Annotated in this window: 16 protein-coding genes and 1 pseudogene; 4 read left to right on the top strand and 13 right to left on the bottom strand. The window is 56.0% G+C overall.

What is annotated here, in order from left to right; all coding sequences use genetic code 11:
- Nucleotides 1-78 precede the first annotated feature (78 nt).
- The 7 genes and pseudogenes from rpsI to KK925_RS10295 form a co-directional block, all read right to left on the bottom strand.
- On the bottom strand, nt 79-1,236 hold the full coding sequence (gene rpsI / locus KK925_RS10325; protein WP_214096501.1) for a 30S ribosomal protein S9: 1,158 nt from the start codon (nt 1,234-1,236) through the stop codon (nt 79-81).
- 1,172 nt (nt 1,237-2,408) lie between these two features.
- Nucleotides 2,409-2,939 (bottom strand): hypothetical protein, encoded by a 531-nt coding sequence (locus KK925_RS10320; RefSeq protein ID WP_174582551.1) that lies wholly within the window; start codon nt 2,937-2,939, stop codon nt 2,409-2,411.
- A gap of 5 nt (nt 2,940-2,944) precedes the next feature.
- A pseudogene (locus KK925_RS10315) lies at nt 2,945-3,640 on the bottom strand (N-6 DNA methylase); the annotation flags it as partial.
- Nucleotides 3,641-4,558: 918 nt separating this feature from the next.
- Nucleotides 4,559-4,747, bottom strand: coding sequence for a hypothetical protein (locus tag KK925_RS10310; RefSeq protein WP_174582550.1), 189 nt, complete (start codon nt 4,745-4,747; stop codon nt 4,559-4,561).
- A gap of 315 nt (nt 4,748-5,062) precedes the next feature.
- Nucleotides 5,063-5,686 carry a transposase gene (locus KK925_RS10305; protein ID WP_174582549.1) on the bottom strand — a complete coding sequence of 208 codons (624 nt, stop codon included), beginning with the start codon at nt 5,684-5,686 and terminating at the stop codon, nt 5,063-5,065.
- A 601-nt stretch (nt 5,687-6,287) separates the two neighbouring features.
- Nucleotides 6,288-6,686 (bottom strand): hypothetical protein, encoded by a 399-nt coding sequence (locus KK925_RS10300; RefSeq protein ID WP_214096500.1) that lies wholly within the window; start codon nt 6,684-6,686, stop codon nt 6,288-6,290.
- A 767-nt stretch (nt 6,687-7,453) separates the two neighbouring features.
- Complete coding sequence (locus KK925_RS10295; protein WP_174582547.1) at nt 7,454-9,337, bottom strand: bifunctional homocysteine S-methyltransferase/methylenetetrahydrofolate reductase; 1,884 nt, start codon at nt 9,335-9,337, stop codon at nt 7,454-7,456.
- Nucleotides 9,338-9,368: 31 nt separating this feature from the next.
- Between KK925_RS10295 and KK925_RS10290 the strand changes: the two genes are divergently transcribed.
- The 4 genes from KK925_RS10290 to KK925_RS10275 all read left to right on the top strand — a co-directional run bounded on the left by KK925_RS10290 (nt 9,369) and on the right by KK925_RS10275 (nt 11,965).
- Nucleotides 9,369-10,409, top strand: coding sequence for an LOG family protein (locus tag KK925_RS10290; protein WP_174582546.1), 1,041 nt, complete (start codon nt 9,369-9,371; stop codon nt 10,407-10,409).
- A complete protein-coding gene (locus tag KK925_RS10285; protein WP_214096499.1) occupies nt 10,366-10,884 on the top strand; it encodes a L,D-transpeptidase in 519 nt (172 codons plus the stop codon). The genes KK925_RS10290 and KK925_RS10285 overlap by 44 nt, the downstream gene beginning before the upstream one ends.
- Nucleotides 10,885-10,891: 7 nt before the next feature.
- Entirely contained in the window at nt 10,892-11,545 is a 654-nt protein-coding gene (locus KK925_RS10280) for an HAD family hydrolase (protein ID WP_174582544.1), read from the top strand.
- Between the two features lie 270 nt (nt 11,546-11,815).
- Nucleotides 11,816-11,965 (top strand): hypothetical protein, encoded by a 150-nt coding sequence (locus KK925_RS10275; protein ID WP_214096498.1) that lies wholly within the window; start codon nt 11,816-11,818, stop codon nt 11,963-11,965.
- 551 nt (nt 11,966-12,516) lie between these two features.
- On the opposite strand, the gene rpe is transcribed toward KK925_RS10275, so the two are convergent.
- The 6 genes from rpe to trpD all read right to left on the bottom strand — a co-directional run bounded on the left by rpe (nt 12,517) and on the right by trpD (nt 22,034).
- Nucleotides 12,517-13,209 (bottom strand): ribulose-phosphate 3-epimerase, encoded by a 693-nt coding sequence (gene rpe / locus KK925_RS10270; protein ID WP_174582542.1) that lies wholly within the window; start codon nt 13,207-13,209, stop codon nt 12,517-12,519.
- 286 nt (nt 13,210-13,495) lie between these two features.
- Entirely contained in the window at nt 13,496-13,870 is a 375-nt protein-coding gene (locus tag KK925_RS10265; protein ID WP_214096497.1) for a hypothetical protein, read from the bottom strand.
- Between the two features lie 80 nt (nt 13,871-13,950).
- Nucleotides 13,951-15,141, bottom strand: a complete 1,191-nt coding sequence (locus KK925_RS10260) for a molybdopterin-dependent oxidoreductase (RefSeq protein WP_407929054.1) — start codon at nt 15,139-15,141, stop codon at nt 13,951-13,953.
- A gap of 719 nt (nt 15,142-15,860) precedes the next feature.
- A complete protein-coding gene (locus KK925_RS10255; protein ID WP_174582540.1) occupies nt 15,861-16,487 on the bottom strand; it encodes an HAD family hydrolase in 627 nt (208 codons plus the stop codon).
- A 17-nt stretch (nt 16,488-16,504) separates the two neighbouring features.
- Nucleotides 16,505-20,899, bottom strand: coding sequence for a DEAD/DEAH box helicase (locus KK925_RS10250; protein ID WP_174582539.1), 4,395 nt, complete (start codon nt 20,897-20,899; stop codon nt 16,505-16,507).
- A gap of 13 nt (nt 20,900-20,912) precedes the next feature.
- Complete coding sequence (gene trpD / locus KK925_RS10245) at nt 20,913-22,034, bottom strand: anthranilate phosphoribosyltransferase (protein WP_174582538.1); 1,122 nt, start codon at nt 22,032-22,034, stop codon at nt 20,913-20,915.
- Between the last annotated feature and the right edge of the window lie 2 nt (nt 22,035-22,036).

Below are 22,036 nucleotides of genomic sequence, written 5' to 3'. Positions count from 1 at the left end.
CCGGGTCCCTAAAGTAGAAAGTAGTCTTCAGGTACCGACGATATCCTTCCTCAATTTGGTTGGACAATTCTATCGGGTTCATTGACGATCCCTCATCCAGCACATGCTTGGCACTGTAACGCCCCCAAAACCCTGGCGTTTTAGGAAAGGTTTCAATTCCGGATCGTACTTCATCAAGGCTCGCGCCAGTGCATGTGCTACTGCTTTCGCTTGCCTCATCGTGTTCGGGCTACTTCCCCTAACCTTAACGCATGCATCCAGTTGGGAAAACGCCTCACTTGCTTCTGGCAATTCTTGCAGACGCTCCAGAAAGCGCCTAGCCTTGAGCGGAGCTTCTCTAAAGTACTGGACTATAGGAGACCCGTTGACGGTGATCTTCCCCGAACCGTGTTGAAGCTCTGCTCTTGCCACCGCCGTCTTATATCTGCCAAACCCAACCCATTTTTGTAGCGGTATTGCCCGTATAACAGCAACAACCCCCTCCATCTCCTCGCCGTGGCGTTTGATCCAGACCTTCAATCGCTGGTCTTGGGTTTGATCCATCGCTTCTTTTGCATCAGCGAATTCGCGAAGCGGCACAGCAAGCGTCTTCTCTGCCACTTTTATGGAATACTGCCTGGCCTTCGGCCGTTCAAAGCCCACAAAGATGGTGTCCACCCATCGGCATTTTGGAAAACGCAACCACATTGCTTTCTTTGAAATTGCGGTGAGGTAATCGAGTGAAAGAGGCAGGGGTTTATCCTCCCATTGCACCGGTTCAGCAGCCTCTTCCCCAAGACTCCACCAGAGTCTTTCCACTAAAACGGTCACCTTGACTTTCGGCCCATCTTCGTAGCCCACCAACCACCGAGTTACGTCAGATCCGTAATTAGGGGGAATTGTGAGGATGGTTTGGCTACCTTCACGTTCAATCGGAATCTTCGGTAAGTCCTCTGTTGCTTGTATCATAATCCCAGGCTCATGAAAAAGTTGCACGCGAGCGGGCTTATGTCCCTGCTCGGAAGGGAGCGGAGATAATCTGGGAACACTGATGTTTTTGAGCCCACTTAGAAACCTAAAGTCCATGCTCTCTATCAGCTCATCCTTTGCATCGTAGAATCTGAGAAAGAACCATCCTCCCTTTCTATTTCGAATTTCGGAAGGCAATTCCTGCTCTTGGCCATCAGTGTCGGGGTAAAATTCTTGACGCCATTTTCCTCCACCGACACCCTCCTCTCCAATAACGATGGTCTTCACTCCTTTCCATGCCTTTTTATCCAGAACACGGATTCTCGGTGGCTCGCTAAAAAGTGGGCCTTCACCCTCACTCATATCGTCCAGTTGCACTCCCACAAGGTCGAAGCGTACTGAACTCAAAGGAACGGTTATATGATCCCCCTCAGCTGTGCGAAAAGCAATCCCTGTCTCACCGCCCTTTTGAAGGTCAAAAAAGTGGGCCCTATGTCCAACAATGGACACAGGCTCTGGCATCACTGGCGGAGCGCCCCCCACGATCTCGTCACGCTCCCACGAATCAGGGGCAACGGCAAGATACGATCCGGATGATGCCGACTTGACCAGTCGTCCTCGGTTAAGATTTTCACCGCTAAGCTTGAAGAGAAGGTAACCATCCTGACCCAAAGTGACATTGACCTTCTCGATTCCGTCTCCTTGGTTCCATTGGATTGTCACCTCACTAGAGATAGAGTTAAGATACCAACAGCCTCCTCTCGACGCATCGCGCGGTAATGGCGAGTCACCTTGATAAACCTCCCAATTATCCGCTTCTCCGAGTAGATCCTCTGCCACTTCTACCCCGATGAACCATTGTCCTGCCATCTTCCAGCAAACGATTTCGGACTTCGGACGGCCAGATGCCGTTTCTCGGGTTGCACGCCTTTCCCGGGACTGGGTCGGACCGCGAGGTCTGCCCCCTCTATGTACAGGTTTTCGCCGCTCTCCTTTCGCTCTCGGCGTTCCTTGTATTGGCCGCGTCGGCTGCGATTTCTCCCCTACCTGCGGTTGGACTTTTTCTCCCAATGTCGGCTGAAGCTCTTCTGGCGTGGTCGCTCGAGCCCTGCTTTCTATTACTTGCTTAGTTTCCGCCGCTACTGATTGTATTGCCTCGGCTACTTGGGATTGCGTTTCCTCCTCTTCTATCTCTTCGGCTCCCTGCACGGCTGAGGATTCAGTTTCCTCTGATGTCGCGACTTTGGCTTCCGGTACTGCTCTTAGCTGGGTCTCCTTCGGAACTGTCCGTTCTACTTCCTGTGCTGCCGTAGGTTGGGCTTTCTCTCCTTTCGACTGTCTTGCCCTGCGCTATTGGCGCTCCTTCTTGTCCTGTAGTGAGTTGGTCCTCTGTCGCTAGCGTCGGTGGTCGCATTTCGCCCACTTCTTGCTGTGCTTCGTCGGCTCCTGGCGGCTGTGCTTCATGCCCTCTCTTGCGCTGGTATATCGCCAACCAGGCGATGACGGCGCTGGCTACCAACATGAGAAGAACTGCAAACAACGCTAAGGTAGTGATCATCTCCCTTACCTCCTTTGACCAGAAGAGAGTTCATCACCAGCAGGTTATCGCCCAGGATGAGCCGGTTGGCCCAGCCTACCTCGTGCTGATAGAACTCGATCTGCTGGTCCGCGGGCAGGAGCGTTTCGCCGAAGAGGTCCGGTTGCGGCGGTTCGGGGCGGCGCACCGCGTTCAAGATGGCTTTGGTGGAGATGCGCTCGTGAATGTGCAGCGAGACCACATCCACCTCGAAGGAGGTATGCTCCTTCTTGCCCGCCCAAACCAGTTGCGGGCCGAGGTGGGGGTCGTAGGCGTAACGTGTGGTTTGGCGCTCGCGGACTTCGTAGGTGGGCGCGTCGCCGGCAGGGGGATTGTTCTTGCGCCGAGCCTTGGAGTGCCGAAAGTCGCGCACTCCGTCGGAGTCCGTCGGATGCGTCTTCCTTTTGCGTGGCATTGAACTTACTCCTTACGACTGCTGGCTCTGAGAGGCTTACGATCTAGGATTCTATCCAGAAGGGCCAGTGCCTCGAACGGCTCGCCGCCGTCTTCCTGGGGCGGCGCGCCCACGTAGCGACCCGGCGTGAGCACGAAGCCGTGCCTGCCGAGCTCCGAAAACGGAGCGCTCTTGCAAAAGCCGGGGACGTCCCGGTACTCGCCCGCGTCCTTCTCCCCGCGCCAGGCGTGATAGGTATCGGCGACCTTCCGGATGTCCTCCTCGGTGAGCTCGCGGTGGGTGCGAGCCACCATCCGCCCCAACTTGCAAGCGTCGATGAAGAGGACCTGGCCACGGCGGTCGCGGAGGCGTCCGTTCTTCTTGTCACGCGCGAGGAACCACAGGCAGCCGGGGATCTGGGCCGAGTAGTAGATGGAGGACATCGACCCGTTGGCGAGGACGAAGCCGGCCGCTCCCACGGGCTCCAGGTGGTGGACGATGTGGTGCACCCAGGCGAAGTTGGCGTTGCCGGCGGGCGGCACCCCAAACTTACACCGGCGAGCCTCTCGCGCTTGGTCCCCCGCCCAGCGCTTCATGTTGAACGCCGCGTTGGCGAGAGCGTAGTCGACCTTGAGGTCAGGGAAGCGATCGTTTGTGAACGATTCACCCTGCCCGATCTTCCCGTGGATGCCACAGATGGCGAGGCTCGTCTTGGCCAAGCGGCCCTCCAGCCCTGGGGCAAAAACGGAAGCCTACCGACTTGTCTGCCCCCTGTCAAGCCGATGACCGCAGGCAAACGCTGCGCTGGGGTCCGGGTGGGCCTGTGCCCGCCACCACGAAAAAACGTCCAGCCCACAGTTTGGCGCACATCCGGAGGCAGAGAACGGAAGGCGAGAGCGGTTAAGTCCATGCCGGGCGATGGGATTCAAACCCACACGGCCCAAAGCCACGAGGATTTTAAGACGTTCCCCCTTGGTGTCACCGCCGCGTCCTGTCGTTAATGCCGCAGCGGCGCGCCTTTCGGGGCGACCCGAAAGCGGCACCTGCGACGCTCCCGACAGCTAGCACCGAAGGTCACCGTCTGATGCGGTGTCTCCGCCCCCTCTTCGATCAGCTGTGCGAGGAGTGCTCGGAGCTCGAGATGGATGGCGGCGCGTGGCCGCCCCCAGGGGCCAGTAGACCTCCACGGCGATCGCGCTCAAGACGGAGATACCCACAGCCGCACCCATTCCGTGCGCCGGGGTGCCCGGCGCTCACAAGTGTGTCCAGACTCGAAAGGGTGCTCACACTTTGACCTCCCCAGAGTCGCTTATGCGATTAGCTCACGACAGCGGCGCGCCCAGGAGCCGCCCCCCAGGAGAGCTCGTCTGGAGTTCGCGTCCGCAGCCGCTGCTCGTCCTAGAAGCGCAGGGTGGCGTCTCCAGCACACGCCGCCGCCTCTGCCGAGAACTCGGGGCTGACCTCGGCCCTGTACTGCCGCGCCTTGCCCACACCCTTAGAGTTTGCCGATGTAAAACGTGTCCAGGCAGAGGAGCTCCCCAGGCTACTGGGCTGCCATATGCGAGGGCCGGCGGCGCCGGGGGTACACCCCGTCAGATCCATAGGCCAGGAAGTGCCACCGCGAGCGGTAGAAGAGGGTCCTAGGAGATCCCGAACTCCTGGCAGGCTTGGCTGAGGTTCCCCAGGGCCTGCGCACGGGCTAACACTTGCAACCGGAACGCGTGTACACTGGTTTCGAGAGTCATAGACAGTCCTACCCCGTTTCCCCACGGAGGAGGGCTAGCAAACGCGAAGGAATGCGTCGTATCACCCTCCTCGACTCTCAACATTAAACTGAAAGAGTTCACCCTAGAAGCCTTTGTGGGTTTTCACCCGGCTACCCCGAAGAAGAGAGCGAGGGAGAGCAGTGGCTCATGGTGCGGATGAGGCTGCCACATGCGGAGTTACGCCGCTCCTAAGGAAAGCCCATTCCCTTTCCTGGACCCGCTGGGGACTCATCTCGGACGTCGGAGCGGTGCGTCTGAACCGCACTCTGGCCCGATAGAGCTTCAAGAGGTTGAGGTTGTGCACCGCACAGTCGAAACCGCCAAAGGGCTCAGACCCACTCCAGGCCCTGCAACAAAAATGCCGAAGACCTCGGCACCTCATTGACTAGCTCGAATACTGGCTCCAGCGACGGTTCCCGCTGGCGGTACCGTTCGAGCACCTCCGGCGACCGCAAGAGGCGTCGGATCCGCTCCCGCAGCACGACGCCCTCGGGAGGGCAAGCCGCAAGAGGTGGACCCAGTACGATGCAGGCGGTGAGCCATCTTGTCCGGCGGAATCAAGACCCGAATCCCGCAAGCTTGCAGCGCTTCAATGGGCACCGTGTCGAAGTACCCGGCATCGGCCAGCAATGCCTCAGACTGTCGACCCATGTTCGCTTCGACTTCGTCGACCATGGCCAATAGCTGCGGAGTATCGGCCGCGTGGTTGATGAGGTCCGCCGCCCCGATGATCTGCGTCTCGGCATCGACCACCGCCTGGACGTTATACCCCGAAAGGCCCCCCTCGGCCTCCGTCATGATCCGGGAGTCCGGGTCGGTCAAGTTCCGCTGTGCCTTTGGCGAGGCCTTGGTTTGCTTGGGATCCTTTCGAAGCCGGTACGTCCGGCCGCCCTTTTCCGCCTCTGCCCGGCGCTTCTCAACCGTCCGCACACTCTCCCACAACTCATCGCCCCGCCGGTCTCCCCGAAAGAGCCGGTCCTTTTCCCGATCTTTCGCCTCCACCCGAGCGAACTAACGCGCAATCTCTTCCCGCAGCCGCTGCTTTTCCTGTTGCATCCAGGCGTAGCTCATGGCCGCCATGCTTGGAGGCCTACGCCTTGATCTTGGTGCCGTCCAGCGCCACCTGGCCCAGCTGGAACGTCCGGATGAATAGCTCTCTCCCGGGCCTCGAGCTCTGGCCGGCGCAATGCCGAAAGCGTCCCGTGGTCCGACGGATAACTGTGCGACAGCATCCCGCAAGGCGATGTCCTCGTGCAGGGCCCGCTCCAACCGGCGGGAAAAGCGGATGTTCTGGGGCTAGGCGTTGGAGCCACACCTTCACCATCATCACCCGACGCTAAGGAGGCTAGCCCCGGTTTCCGCCTTGCTAGGCCCGGAAGATGGCGGAGAGATCAAGCTAGCCGACCATCTCGTCGATGAAGTAAGCCAACTCGTCCGAGGGCAGCCAGTCCCTGGGGAAAAAAGCACGTGGCAGTCCTGATTGGGCACGTATGGCTTAAACGGCTCCATGGCCGAAAGGTTCAACACCCCCGAGCCAATTCATGCCAGCTTACTGGAAATTCCCACCACATAGCCTCCTGAGCCCTCTTAGCTCCGACGGCCATTAGAGCCTCCCAGATGATTCGAAGGAAGGCAACTCAAGCTTTCCCCACTTCCACGGCAGGCCATTTTTGGGCGCGTTCTTTTTTGCAATTGGAGCGCATCCCGTAGCCCGCAGAAGTCCCTTTGCAGTCCACGGGAGAAATTCCGCCTCCTGGCCAGCCGCCAGATCCACTGCATGTCTTAAGTCGTGCCGTGTTTGCTCCCACTTCCCGCAAGATCGCGCGGCCGTCCCTACAGGGTGGATTTGAGAGTGCCCGATCCCAGGCTGGCTTTCCCTCACCCGGACGCAGGAGAAATTCTGCCGCCGTGTTCCTGCCTGGTCCACCTGGTTAGCCACTTTGGAGAGGCACACCTTACTCTCCTCTCGGGCCGACCCAATCCAGTTTGTGGAACTCAGCATCGAACGTTCGTCATTGCTGGCACGGACTAGCCGGACTGGCTCCCCATGGCACCGGCCGCACAACTGACTTGGCCATTTTCAGCTGTCACTCAAGGACCTTCTTCGGGAACCACGCGCTCACGCATCTCCGGCCCTATGCTATTGCTCTCCACACCAACCCCAGGGTCTGGCTTGGCCGGAAGCGCCCGATTCGCGCAAGTACACGGCGGATCAAATCCTGCCTTCCATGGGTAGTTTTCCAAGCTGCCCAACCCTTTTCATCATCCAGCCGGTCCCCCAAGCGTGCAGGTCACCCGGACGGCGACGCGCATCTCTTACCTCTCCCTCCCACGTCAGAGTTTCTCAATGGGGTTTGAGAAAGTTCTAACACCCCCGCGCAAGACTAAGCCTTTCAAGGGCTCGCCGTGGAAAAACGAGAACCATCTTCGCCTGTCAAAAGGAAACCACGGCCAAGAGACCTTCTGGACGCACTGCCCCCGGGGAAACCCCCCTTGTATTTCGAGATGACGCCGATGAGCCGCAAGGCGGCATTCTTCAACACCAACCGGGTAAGCGTGTGCAAGAAAGGAAATTTTTGTTTCAAAAAAGGTATCCCGTTGCGATAGGCCACGCTCGATAGTGACAACGCCGGACCCATCCGGGATCCTGGGGTCTTGCGGTACAGGCATCGCGAGCGTGTTGCGGTCTGCCAGTAGGCGGTTGGGATCGCAAGCTTTCGGATCCAAATAACCCCCTTCCTTGCTCACGCACTGGGGTTGCTCGAGCCATTACACAGCCCCTTTGCCTTTTTCTTTGGCAACCCGCATTTCACCTGGCGAAAGGCCCAGTTGTCCCAAAAGCCGAACGGATAACTCGTATCGCAAAAGCGGAGTGATGATATAGATGCCGCGGAAATGGGAGAGAATTTCCCTCGCTATTTCCACTGCTAATGCTAGCCCCGCCTCCATTGCCCGCGGCCCTTCAAGGAAAAGGAGTCGTTCGCGTACGGCCTCAGGGATCACAATTCCTGGAACCTCGTTGTGCAGAAACTCAGCGTTCCGGTAACTCAAAAGAGGCAAGACCCCGATAAATACGGGGACACCCAGCGGCCCAAGCATTCGGGCGGTCTCTTTCACTAATCTCGTGTCAAACACCGGCTGCGTCATAACAAACTGAGCGCCGGCTTGAAGTTTTGACTCGAGTTTCCGCCTTTGGGATTCGATCTGACGCGCGTTGGGGTTAAAGGCACAGCCGATGACAAAATCGGTCTTTCCCTTAAGGTCCTTTCCAACCGCATTCACCCCCCGGTTAAGACCTGCCAACAACCGGATGAGCCCCACCGAATTCAAATCGTACACCGAAGTAGCACCGGGGTGATCCCCGGCCTTTGCCGGATCCCCGGTGAGGGCAAGCACATGGCGGAACCCAAGTACCCCAAGTCCCATAAGTTCCGACTGCAGTCCCAGAAGATTCCGATCACGACATGCAATGTGGAGAACTGGGATGAGGGAGGATCTTTGTCGAACACAAACCGCAGCCGCCACGTTGCTGACACGAAGAATGGCCAGGGAATTATCAGCAAGACTGATGGCATCAGCTCCGGCTTCCTCTAGAGCACTCACTCCTTCGAGAAACCGTTCCATTGCTAAGGTTTTGGGCGAGTCCAGTTCGACGATACTGACCGTTTTTCGCTTGAGCCGTTCCAACAGGGATTCTTCGCGCCACGAAAAGCCCCGCGAAGGCCCCTCCTCCGTGGGCTCACGCAAGAAAACCCTCCGCCGCCTGGGCTTAGCCCCCACCGGACGCAGGGAACCCGCTACGGCCACCATCGCAGCAATGTGGGAGGGATCGGTTCCGTAATCGCCTCCGATTAAGCGAGCTCCCTCAGCAACGAACCGAGGCAAATAGGAAGCAAAGTACTGGGGGCTGGCACCGTAAAAGAGTTGACCCTCATAGAATTCAGGTTTTCCGGCATTTGGGAACGCGGAAACAAGATCGCTTGCCTCGAGCTCCAATTGCTCCAAAAGATGCAGGGTTGCCTGGACCCCACAAGCGCCGTTAACGCCCACAATGGAAGCTCCGGCTTGGCGCAAGCTTGCAAGGGCCTCACCCACGTCCTCCCCGCTCGAAAGCCTTCCTTCTTCGGTAGGTGCTACGGAAGCCCATATCGGATGGACGCCAAGCTCTTTGGCCGTACGTATCGCTAGGAGGAGATCCGCCAAGTCGGTAAAGGTCTTCAAAAGTAATAGATCGCAACCGGCCTCCCAGAGAGCTGCAATCTGGACCCGGTAGGCCTCCCGCCGCTCCTCGACTGAGATGGGAGGCTCCGTCGACCGCAACACGATCGGGCCAGTCGTCCCTGCAATAAAACAGGGTTTCCCCTCGACGACTTTTCTCACTAGCTCGACGGCCTTGTGGCAGAGTTGGACTGCCTGATCGGATAGACCGTACCGGGAAAGACCAATGGGATTGGCGCCAGACGAGTTGGTCTCCAAAACCCTGGCCCCTGCAGCCACGTAGTCCTGGTAGACCTTGGTTACAAGGTCCGGCCGCGTAAGGTTGAGAGCTTCCAGGCAAAAACCCCGCGGAATCCCCAAAGCATACAGGTAGGTGCCGATGGCACCGTTGCCGATGACAATCCGTTGCTCAAGCTCTTGGAGTATGTTTGCCACGCACGCCTTCCTCTGACACTATAAAGCGCAAGTGAATCTAAGAAAGTACCGCACCTACTCTACCGGCAAGCCGGAATGGGATCACGCAATTTTCCACCTGCTCGAAGCGGCAGGGCTGCCGGCCCAGCGGGAGTACTTTGAGATCCTGGCGCGGGTGATCACGCTTGGTCATCAAGGAGCAAGCGCTTTTGACGCCCGGCTTGTTAACTTTATGCTGGCGGATCTTTGTCGAGCCATTGCGGTCTTTCATCCCTACCGCGGCATTCGGAAAATCGCAATTTTCGGTTCCGCTCGACTCTCACCCGATAGCCCGGTAGGGCAAGCCGCGCGAAAGTTTGCCTCCATGATGGCAGAAAGTGGCTTTATGGTCCTTACCGGTGGAGGAAGTGGGATCATGGAAGCAGCGCAGGCAGGAGCAGGAAGAGAGAAAAGTTTTGGGCTCAACATTCTCCTTCCCTTTGAACAGCGGCCCAACGAGGTCATCGAAGGGGATCCCAAACTCATCCATTTTCGTTACTTCTTTTTGCGCAAGCTCTTCTTTCTTAAAGAATCCCACGCCATCGCCCTTTTTCCGGGGGGATTCGGAACGATGGACGAGGGATTTGAGGCTCTTACTCTCATGCAGACCGGAAAAGCTGCCATTGAACCGCTGGTCTTTGTTGACTGCCCCGGAGGGATTTTCTGGAAAAATTTTGAACGTTACCTTCGGGAGAACCTATTGGCCCATGATCTCATCTCTGAATCGGATTTTTCGCTCTTCCGCTTTACGGAAAGCCTGGAAGAAGCCAGAGACGAAGTTCTTCGGTTCTACGATAATTTTCACTCGTATCGTTTTTTAGGGGCTCGACTCATCATCCGGATTCGCCGTCCCATCCCAGAAGAAGTTTTGGAGGAGTGGAACGCGCAATTTCGAGATATCCTGACACGGGGTCGTTTTGAACTTCGCAAAGGACCCCTACCGGGAGAGGGACAAGAAAGTGAACTTGCCCATCTTTACCGGCTCTGTTTCTCCTTTAACCGAAGTTCCTATGGCCGGCTGCGACAACTCATCGACCGGATTAACGAGTACTAACCTTCTGGTCCCTCCGGAGGAGCTCTGGTTCTGGGTCGTAGTTCCCAGTCAAGTTGTTAAAGTAATGAAGGGAAAAGAGCTTTTGTGGGAAGCTCCGGTCAGTACCTCCGCTCACGGATGCGGGGAAGAACCAGGAAGCCTGCGTACGCCACGAGGCTGGCACAGGATCTACCAAAAGATCGGCGATGGCCAACCCATCGGGGCCATTTTCAAAGGGAGACAACCGACGGGCGCGATATGGAACAAGGGGACGCCTTCCCAGGAAAGATTGATTCTTACCCGAATCCTCTGGCTGGAAGGGATTGAAGAACACAACCGCACCACCCGGGACCGCTGGATCTATTTTCATGGTACGAACTGGGAGGAGCACATCGGAACACCAACAAGCTGTGGTTGTATCTGTTTAAGAAACGAGGATATGATGAGGCTATACGAGTTCGCGCAAGAGGGGACCCTTGTTTATATCTCAGCGTAATGACCCTATGCTTCCGTTCCGAGCAGTGATTCTCGATTGGTCCGGCACCCTTGTGGACGACCTAGATTGCGTTCTGGAAGCTGGTAATCACGTGTTTCGTGCTTACGGCAAGGCACCGTTTAGCCGAGAAGAATTTCGCGAGAAATTTTTTCTTCCGCTCCGCGACTTCTATGCCCGATACCTTCCTGAAGTCCCTTTAGAGGAACTTGATCAACATTTTCACGCGCACTATCGAGCCTTTAGAGGAAAAGTCACATTGTTTCCGGAGGCTCTTCCTTTTTTAAACCAGTGCCGGTCAAATGGCCTTGACCTTTTCCTTCTGAGCACAATCCATCCCGATCATTACGAAACGCTTGCCGCTCGGTTTGGACTAAAACATTTTTTTCGGTGCGCTATGACGTCCGTGGGGGATAAGCGAACCGGTCTCCAGACGCTTCTCTCTCGCTATTCACTCCTTCCTAGTACAACCCTTTTTGTGGGAGACATGGTCCACGACGTAGAAGCGGCTCATTGTGCTGGCGTTTGTTCCTGTGCGGTTTTAACTGGATACGATACCGAGTCGAAACTCCGTCGCGCAAGACCCACCTTTTTATGCAGCAACCTAGTAGAGGTCGAAGCTCTTCTGTTCGATACCACTCGGCAATCCTTCTTACAGTTCTAACTTTCCTAGGCAAATACCCAAAAGGGCATTTTTTGCAATCATAGGATTTTATCCTCCCACTTCGTGGACGCGCATTGGTTGGGTAAGCTATATTTTTTTCCCCTCTGGTTTCGTGGTTCTTTGTAAGAACCTACCCGACCATCTTTGAATCTCACCCCTTCAAGCACCTTGGGAAGAAGCGCAAACTCAAGTCTCCACGCTGGCTTCTCAGGTCGTAGCAGCTGAGCTTTGTCCATCATGACCTGAGTGACTTTCCTTTTGACCCACGCTTTGACTTGCTTGATCCATTACCCAGTGCTGACCCAAACCTATTCCCTATGGCTCGAAGTCCGGACAGGTAGCCGGTACTCGCAGGCAAAATCCCTGGAAAGGGAGGAACTTCTCCCGGTCCTTCCCCAAGCGTTCACCGGTCCGGTATGACCGGCTGGCAAAGGTCCCAAAGATCGATGCAAAGGTCTTTTCTTTATCGACCTACCTTTTGCAAGATTGCCAATCTGGCAAAGGGCTTTTCTTGGTTTTGGGTTCTCTTTCTCTCGGTAATTCCAGACGTGGTCGTTTTCCGAAGACCCACGAGCGCTCGTAATAGGCCTTTAGGCCAAACTTCCAAAGAGGCTATTCAGACGCCAAGAACAGGATCTACTCTCGCAAACCTTTGGGAAACCTGTCATCTCTATGCTTTGAGTACCGATACCCTTTTGGATTCTGGATTACTCCAGACACGCTCTCTTCCAACGGCGTAACGCCACTAGCGAGCAAGGTATGCCCGGCGGCTCTATGTGCAAAACTCCTCCTACGGATCCCGGGTACATTTGAGCTTCCTCATCTATGCCCTGCCCAAGCAGCCACTGGAAGTTTCCCTCGCGTCTTGGCGTCTGCCTGGACTTTGTCAGAGCCCGGTTCCTAACCTCTCTTAACGTTCTCGTTGCGATCAGAATGACCCCAAGGTCCCGCTCGCGCTCGCCTCTTTGCTCTTAGGAGTTCTCCTCAAACTCAGCCAGAATCTTTCGGAACGCCGCTACATTGGCTTTGACATCTCCGCGAAAAACCGCCGATCCTGCCACGAGCACATTGGCTCCCGCTTCGATCACCTCTCGGGCATTGGAAATTTTGACCCCCCCATCCACTTCCAGCCAAGCCGAAGAACCAATGGTATCGAGCATTTGTTTTAGCCGGCGAATTTTCGCCGTGCTGGACGGAATATATGCCTGTCCCCCAAAACCGGGATTAACTGACATAATGAGAGCTAGGTCCACGTCCGGCAAGATTTCCTCCAAGGTGACAAGAGGGGTTGCCGGGTTTAAGGTCACTCCTGCACGCACACCCAGCTCCTTAATCGATTGGATGGTACGATGAAGGTGCGGGCAAGCCTCAACCTGAACGGTAATGATATCCGCGCCTGCTTGTGCAAAGTCCTTTAAGTAACGGTCCGGGTTCTCAATCATAAGGTGCACATCGAGCCAAGCTCCTGTTTCTTGGCGAATCGGCTGAAGGGCCTCCACAACCAAAGGACCAATGGTGATATTGGGAACGAAGTGGCCATCCATAACATCAATGTGCAACCAGTCCGCTCCTGCAGCTAGCGCCTCCCGGACATGGGCTTCCAGACGCGCAAAATCAGCGGAAAGAATCGAAGGAGCTAGAAGAATGCGACGATGCGTTTCCATGGATTTCCCGCTCCTCCTAAACTGAGGGATCGCTAGCTTGAACTTCCATGCTTAGTGGCCTGACTTCTCGGTCCTTGCAGGGCCAGAAACCCTAGGCCATTTTTGAGGGGTTTTCCACCCTTTTTTGAACCGAAATTCCCATCGTCTTTCCACGCGCAATGGGTTGTTTGCGAGCTAAGCCTTTCTTCCAACTGTTGTTGCTGATAATAAATCCTCTTCTATCAAAGAGCGTCGGAGCCTGAGGGCACACCCAAAACACTTCTCCGCCCACTTTTGTCCAGGAAAACTACCGATTCCCAGAAGTTGGCCCTCTTTGCTCGGAGAGTTGCTCAAGATACGTAAGGATCGGACCTTCGGCCTTCTTGGGGACTGGGGCCCCAAAAGACACCTCCATTTTCGCCACAATTTTCTTCCAACCTTCCGGCGAGAGTTTCGGCTGCATAAGGAGATACTGCGTGGTGTGGCAGCCAGAACAGTAGCTCACCACAAGATTTTTTCCTGGAAAGGAAGGAAGGTCGGGAAGGACCGTAGGATAGGGCCCAACAGAAAAAAGACTATTTTCCGTCTGTACAGGAAGTGGAACAGGATACGTAACTTCCAAAGCTCCTACCGTGTATTGGCCTCTTTGGACTCCCTCCGGCACCGCACTCCAAAGGGTCATCCAGGCACCGCTGGTCAGGATGAAAACTACGATTAGCCATCGAATACATGGGAGACACGAAACCCGGGAGTTTTGCACAACTACACTTCCCCGACTACCAGCTCCTGCTTTTCCACAGAATGCCACAAGTAGCCTCCCGGATTCCAAATGGGTTCCTCAGGCTGCCCGTGCCCCATGCGGTCAAAAGCTCGTACCGCAACCACGAACCGTCCTGGCCGCTTGGGTTTCCAGACCTTCTCCCACAAGCGAAAGGAGTAGGGACCCCAATCCGACCCCAGTTGAGCTGGCATCCAGCTCCGTCCTCCATCTACCGAAACCTCCACGCGTTCAACCCCTTTGCCGCCACTAAAAGCGATGCCTCGCAACCGTACAGGCATCCCCACAGGGAGTTTGCTTGACCCATCCGGTTCGATCAAAAAAGAGCGAACCGGCATATCTACGGCCCCAATGGGAAGTGTCGTCCATCCTCCGCGAGCCGCGTCCTCGGGTCGAATGGTATTCCCGGGCGTCGCAGGTATACGATAGGCCTGCGCCATCCAGAAATTGGAATCCTTTTCTTTGAGCGCCCGAATCCAGCTAAGATGTTTCACCCAGTAGGTGGCAAATTTTCCTGGCACCACCAGTCGTACCGGAAAGCCATTCAACATGGGCAACGGCTGCCCGTTCATCGAGTAGGCAACAAGACTCCGTTCCAGCGCCGGGTCCGTGAGATCCAGGGATTTGAGAAAGGCGTGCGATCCTTTGCCTTCCGGTCCCTTGCCCGTATCCAGTCCCTGAAACTGGATTTGCAGGGTACCAGGCAAAGGCTCCGCTCGGGAAAGAAGATCTTTCAAGCGAACGCCAGTCCAAACCGCATTCCCCATCGCACCGTTCCCCCATTGAGCCCCTGCAACCCGAGGGAAAAACCGGCTCCGAGAATTACCGGAACACTGGTTAACCGCAACAAGTGAAACCGGAGAAAAATCCCGAATCAACTCTTCGAAGGAGAACGAAAGGCATCGGCGGAAGTTGCCCTCTAGCCTGAGCCTCCAGCTCTTAAGATCGACTGCGTTGGGGATCCCGTCTAAATGATATCGAACATAGAAGGCGGCATTCGGAGTGAAAACGTCAAGAAAATAGGGTCTTGGTGTTTCAAGTTGGATCGGACGATCCGTAAGACGGATAAGGGGTAATTTTTGTGGTTCTGACACCAGAGGCCCCAAGCCATTCCAACACGGGTTAGGCTTGGAAAAGTCTAACCCCTCCCACCCCTGCCCTGCAGGGACAAACACCTGACCGAGGAAGCTTCTCGGGCTGCCGCACCCAAGCCAAAGTCCGCTCAAAAGTGCCAGTACCTCCCTGCGTGTCCAGCCCTCACTACCCACGGCTTCCTTCCTATGCTCCTTCCACTCGGAAGGATTCCATGATCCCACAAGAACGATCCTTTTTAAAGCTTCCGGTTTTCCGCTTTCCAAAGGTCGTGGTGTTGTTCGCTTCTGGTGCTAGCCGCACAGCTCCTGGTCTTGGTCCATCGACGGCTAGCTTACCCCAAAAGTCAAACCTTTTTCTTACGAGGAAAGCGCCTCTACGGTGTCTCTCCAATCGCTCGAGCCACAGTCCGTGTGCCGGAAGTTTCCCCTGGCCATCCGCCGAAACGGCCTCCATGTTCCCGTCTCCAGGGGCAGCGGCACAAGTAAAAAGAATGTCCTCCCCAACACCTGGAATTCCTCTCCCTGTCCCGCTGGGAACCTGGTCCCAACGTTTTGACCCGAACAAGCCTCCCTGCTTTGCCGCGATTCCTCGCGGGGGTGACAACAGGACGCGTATTAACGGCTTTTATAGCCCCCACAACCTATGGGACAGGTCTATTCCTTGGCCAACCCATGGCGGAGGTCACGCCTGGCCAGAACGAGGGCTACGACGCGCGTTCTTCTTCACCTCTCTTACGGTACAGGCCTACCCGCTTGGCCCAATTGCCTTATGTAGCTTCGATCAAAGGTCACCAGTGTCACTATGTGTCGAGATCTCCCACCATTGGCAGCCCTGAACGGGCCAAGACTTCGCCCAAACACTCTTCTGGCGAAACGCAAACGGCCGGAATCCCAACCTTTTGCGCTCCCACACAGTTTTCCGGACGATCGTCTACCAGTATTGTGTGCCACGGGCGACAACCCAACTGAGAAAGAACCGCCAGGTAGAAGTGGCTAGAAGGTTTCCGGTGGCCCAATTGAAACGAATAGAAACGGTGGGGCAGCCGGGACAACCAGGGAAGAGTTTTCTCTAAATAAAAGGCATGCGCCGGAGAGGTATTCGAGACAATTGCGATCGTGAAGCGAGGCAAAAGCTTGGCAAGAATCGCTTCTCGCTCGGGCCATGGTGAAAAAATGCTACAAAAAATTTCTTCTACCTCCTCCAAGGTCCCGTCAAAACCCGTCGCGCGACGCAACTCGAAGAAAAACTCCCTGCTCCCGACCCTGCCCAGTTCATATTCCACGTACAGGCACCGCTGGCAGAGAAACTCAACCGTAAGATCGACTGGCCTCGTTGTCCTCTGGGTGAAACGCTGTGCTGCTTCCTTCCAATCGAATCGAACAAGCGTCTGGCCCAAGTCCAGTAAGAGGAAAGGTCTGCGTTTCACCTCTGGCCAAATCGTCTCTAGCGAGGAGCCCGACCAAAACATCCGGCCTCCAAGTATCCCGTTGAGGAACTAGGAAGGCACTGGGACGACGGTCTGGAAGACACCTCTTTGGAAGTTGCAGAAAGGTTTTCCCCAGCCAAAACCTTTTGGCGATACCCGCTCCCACTAGCCCGCCGGACGGCTTTTTCCACTTCCCAACGGGCTTGTCCCTCAAGGCTTTCCCACCAGTAAAGCTTCCCTGAAATCAAGGCCACAAGAGGCCTGCCCCCCTTCCAATAGATCCGATTGCCGTAACGACTCGGAACTCGGGGCCCAGGGAACATAAGACCCGTCAGATTCAAAGGATCTACCGCCGAAAGTGTCACGCCACCTCCAGAAAGCCTCTCCTTTGCCAAGTTCCGCAAAAAAGAGACGGCTTCCGGTAACGCAAACTGCTCCCCCGAAGCACCCCTCACAAACCTGCCTCCAGAGACTTTCCCCGCTGCCTCCCAGCGCCGTAACACCCGGAGCACACAACTCCAGGGCAGCTCAAAGACATTTTCTCGTTTCCAAAGCTTATAAAACACGACACCCCACCTGCGCAAAAAAAGAGCTATCGCCCGTTCCAGCTCAGTCTCCTTTTCCCCTGTTCTCTCCGGTCCATTCTCTCTGTCTTCGCAAAGCACCCACCGCCCGGGGAAAGGCCAAGGGCCGCGGGGCCGCCGGATCATTCGGCGATGTTTCCTTGCCAAAAGCCCCCGCAAACTACCGAAACCATCGCTTCTGGCCATCCCTCGGGCAACTAGCTCGCTAAGCCCGTCTTCTACCTGGCTGGGCAAAAGCCGGCTTTTTCGTACGATTGTGTCAAAAAAGCTGGGACCTTCCCGGCGAAGAACCGCGTACACCTCCCTTGCGTAAGGCCCTAGTTTTTCCGGTGACCAACAAACCGCTTTTTGGAAAGGAAAAAACTCACCCCCGGAGAGCGAAGTAAAGACGACCGGAGTTGTTCCCACCAACCTTTCTTCTCCAAGGGCTAGCCACGCAAACTTGCCCGATAACGTGAGCTCGTCCAACCAGCCAGGGTCATAGTTCCTCATGCGGACCGGGAGAACCTCTTCTTCCCAGGCCCGAAAAGGAATAGCAAATCCTTCCAACCCTTCTAAAACGCTCTGCAACCCCAGAACACCATCCGCACGATCCTCTTCCCGAACCCGTTGCCATCGCAGAAGAAACTCAAAAAATGTGCTCGATTCGACGCTAGCCGCATCTTGGCGACACCCCTCCATCATTGAACGGTGAATACGAGCCAAAAGAGCTCGCTCGCACCATTCAAGCTCTGCTGACCCTTCAGGACGAAACTTTCCCCGAAACACCACCCCCTGGGCTTCCAGTCCTTCCAAAGCTCTTTGGACTCGGGTAACTTCGATTCCAAGTTCAGAAGCAACTTCGGCGGACGTGCGCGGGCCTAAGAGAGCCAATCGGTCCGCTACGATCTCTTGCAGAGCTTCTTGAGGGTCTTCTTGTGGATCCCAAAACCGAGCCAGGCTAGTACCGGCTTTTTCGCCCAGAGTCGCTGCCCACTGACGAGCTCGAGAGGAAGAAACCCAGAGGGTTTTCCCATTCCAAGTGGCAACCGTAAGCGCTTTTCCTTCTCGGGCTAGTGAGTCAAAAAACGGCTGGTACGATGGGTCGGCTTCCCAACAGGCAAAACTTTCCAGCGCCATCAAAAGATCCTCACTGGAAGTGACGGAAGGCCTAGCCTCCTGACAGACCCTCTGGATCACTGCCGGGTCTAACGTTCCCAGTTCGGTAGCGTCCTTTAGAGCCCACCATCTTCGAACGGAAACCTCATGAGCGCGACGCTCCTCCAACGGCGCATTGTCTAAAAACGCATACGGACGAGCCGTCAGTAACTCACAGGCCATGGGGGAAGGTTCCCTCAGATCCCGAGTCACCACCCGGATCTTGCCAGACTCAATGTCTTTGAGCAAGCTAGCCAATCCAGGGTAATCGAGCGTCTCTTCGAGCACATCTCGAAGCGTTTGATCCACCAAAGGATGATCCGGAATCTGTCGGTCTCCCACGATGTTTTCGAAGCAAGCAAGCTGATCAGGAAAAACCCGTCCGAGAAGGTCTTCGGCCAGCATTCGAACCAGCTGTGCCGACAGTTTCTTTCCATTTCTTCTCCGGGGAACGGCCAAAGCGATTGTGCTATTCCACAGCCACCGAATCCGAAATACCGGGGCATCTAAAATTGCCTGGACCAAAAGGGAGCGAGCCGTATCGCTTTTTACGTAGCCAACTACTTCCTCCAAGGGAAAGCTGTGCACAGGCGTCAGAGACAAAAGAAGACCGTCCTCCCCAGCAGCAGCCTGAAGCTCAAAGTTAAATTGACGGCAAAAGCGTTTTCTTAACACCAATCCCCAGGCTCGGTTTATCCGCATCCCCCGTACGCAGTGGAACACAAGCTGTGTATCCCCTGCCTGGTCAAAGAAGCGTTCAACGATAACTTTTCGATGAGTAGGCAGTTCTCCCAAAGCCGCGTAGCTTGCCGCCAAGTGCTCGGAAAGAGCTCGGCTTACTTCCTCGGAAAGGCCAAAGGTGTTGCAAAGCTCTTCGGTGATCGTAGCAACTCCGTGGGATAGCGGTCCTCTATCGAATTGCTCGTTGGCCCACTCCAAGAATTCTCCCACACTGGCCGAAAGTTCTGGCGATCGGGCTTGAGCCTCCCCAAGCCAAAACGGAATCGATGGAGCTGCAAAGCCGGCGTCTTCTACGCGAATCTTTCCCTTTTCGACTCGCCGGACTCGCCACGATCGCCCAGCCAAAAGAAACACATCTCCCACCATGCTCTCCATGGCGAAGTCCTCGTTGACCGTGCCGACGGTATCCCCTTCCGGCTCAGTAACCACTTCGTACTCAAACCGGTCTGGAATCACCCCTGCATTGGCCAAAGCAACCCATCGTGTCCGTTTGCGTGGCCGAAGAACCCCATCCGTGCGTTCCCAATGGATCAAAGCTCCGCGCCGGCCCGGCTCCCACGCAAACCCTTCCGAAAGAAGGGTGAGCATCTTTTCCCAAAGCTCTCGGGTTAGCCCGCGGTAGGGATAAGCTCTGCGGACAAGCTCCCAAAGCTCCTGCTCGGAAACACTCCCAGCTCCGACTTCCGCCGTCACCTGCTGAGCAAGCACGTCAAGAGGGGCTTCAATCGTCGGTAACTTCTCCCGAACACCCAGCCGCACCGCACGGATCAAAGCCACCATTTCCAATAACTCGTTTCGCGAAAGAGGGAACAATCGACCTTTGGGTGTTTTCCCCAGTCGATGACCACTGCGCCCCACTCGCTGGATCAGGGCTGTGATGGAACGGGGAGAACCCACTTGGCACACAAGCTCCACCTGTCCGATATCGATCCCAAGCTCCAGCGAAGAGGTTGCTACGACCACACGAAGTTTTCCTTCCCGAAGCAGGCCTTCCACTTGCCGCCGTCTTTCCCAAGAAAGACTCCCGTGGTGACCTCCTACCACGGAATCCCCCAACCGCTGACCCAATTGAAAAGCAACCCGCTCGGCCAACCGGCGACTGGCGACAAAGACAAGGGTTGTTGCGTGCTCCTTGGTCAATTCTGCGATCCGGTCATACAGAGCTTCCCAAAACTCGGTCGAAGCCACCGATCCTAACGGGACCTCGGGAAGCTCGATGGCAAGATCGAGCCTCCGATCCTCCTCCTGCATCACAACAGTGACTTCCTTTTCCCCCTCTTGCTGGCCGGTGAGCCAACGGGCTGCCTCCTCCCAAGGATGGACCGTGGCCGAAAGCCCGATACGCTGCAAAAGACCTCCTCGCAGCCGAGCCAGTCGTTCCAAGGAGAGAAAAAGATGGGCTCCCCGTTTGGTCCCCACCAAAGCATGAAGCTCATCCACGATCACCGTTTCTACCCGACTCAATAGGGATCGACCTCTTGAGCCCCCCAACAGCAGATACAATGATTCGGGGGTCGTTACCAAGATCTGGGGAGGTTTTCTCACCAGCCGAGCCCTTTCAGCGGCTGTGGCATCTCCCGTGCGCACGGAAACCGAAACGGGGGGAAAGGAAAGCCCTTGCCTTCGAAAAGCATCCTCGCACTCCCGGAGCGGTTTTTGCAAGTTCCGCCAAAGGTCATAGCTTAACGCCCGAAGGGGAGAGATATAGAGAACCGAAGGCCCCTCGGCCCACCTTCCCGCCTGCCACCTCTGGACCAGCCGGTTCAGTAAACCAAGCCATCCGGCCAGTGTTTTACCCGATCCGGTGGGAGCAACCACGAGAACCGGCCCTTGCTTTTCGATAGCTTCCCAGGCGCGTCTCTGCACAAGGGTAGGCTCCCCGATTTCCCGTTGGAACCATTCCCGAATCAGAAAATGAAAGTTTTCCCAACCCGTCCTGCGCTGTGTCACACGCGGGTCCTCTCTATGTGGACAACTCGAGTGAGTTCTTAGCGGAACGACGCACGGAAGCGTAAAAACGGCGCGCATCCTCGAGCTTTTTTCGAGCAAGCCCCCGGTCCAAGATCTCTTCCACTTGCTCGGCTCCTTCCTCAAAACTCTGGCACTGCCGGGCAGCGAGAAGCACCAAGGCAGAGTTGACAACAACCAACCCCCGCGCAAACCCCTTTTGCCGAGCGCAAAAAATCTCTTCGATCATTCGAGCACTTTGCTCGGGATGAGAAACCAGCACCTCCTTTGCCGATCCATGGTAAGCTCGTCGTTGGGCCCAGCTTTTGATGGCCAAAGCAACCTTCTCCCATGGAAGACCCGCAAGGACACCCTCACCGTTGGTCCCCATTTCTCCCAGTCCCACTCCTTCCTGGTCAATTCCATAGACAGCGACGGCCTGCTGGCACCCCAGTTCCCGAAGAGCTCCCACCATCTTAGTCACATGTTCGGGCGCAAATACCCCGACCAGCTGAACGGCCGGGCGGGCGGGATTCAAAAGAGGACCTAGCATATGAAAGACACTTCTTTGTCCTACTAATCCCATGCGGCGCCGTAGCCCAGAAAGCCGAGCCAGCACAGGATGATACTTTGGAGCATATACAAACCCCATTCCGATCTCCTGCAAGGAACGGACAAGCTCGTCCGGTTCAAGCTCCACGGGAAGTCCAAGAGCCTCTAAAACATCAGCACTTCCACACCGTTTGGTCACTGCTCGGTTGCCATGCTTGACAACCACAAGCCCGGCTGCCGCACATACAAACATCGCAGCCGTCGAGACATTGAAAAGGCAGAGGCCTCCTCCTCCCGTACCACAAGTATCCACAATGGGGCGCCCTTCCCAAAATCCGCGAATAGGAAGAGGAAGGGAGTCTCGCAAAAGTTCCCGGGCCAGCGCAGCCATTTCTTTTGGGGTCTCCCCCCGGCAAGCCCAACGAGATAGAAAGGACATCTTCGCCTCCTCGGGGACCTCAGGATCGTACAGCCAACGCGCAAGTGATTCCATCTGCTCCGGGACCAGTTCTTTCCCTAGCTCACACGCTTCCCATCCTTTCCCGTCCGGATGGGCTCTAAACTCCGTCCTCTGAGAATTGTTCACCG

Source organism: Candidatus Methylacidithermus pantelleriae (assembly GCF_905250085.1).
In the GTDB taxonomy this organism is placed as follows: domain Bacteria; phylum Verrucomicrobiota; class Verrucomicrobiia; order Methylacidiphilales; family Methylacidiphilaceae; genus Methylacidithermus; species Methylacidithermus pantelleriae.
This window is presented reverse-complemented; position numbering and strand designations above follow the sequence as displayed.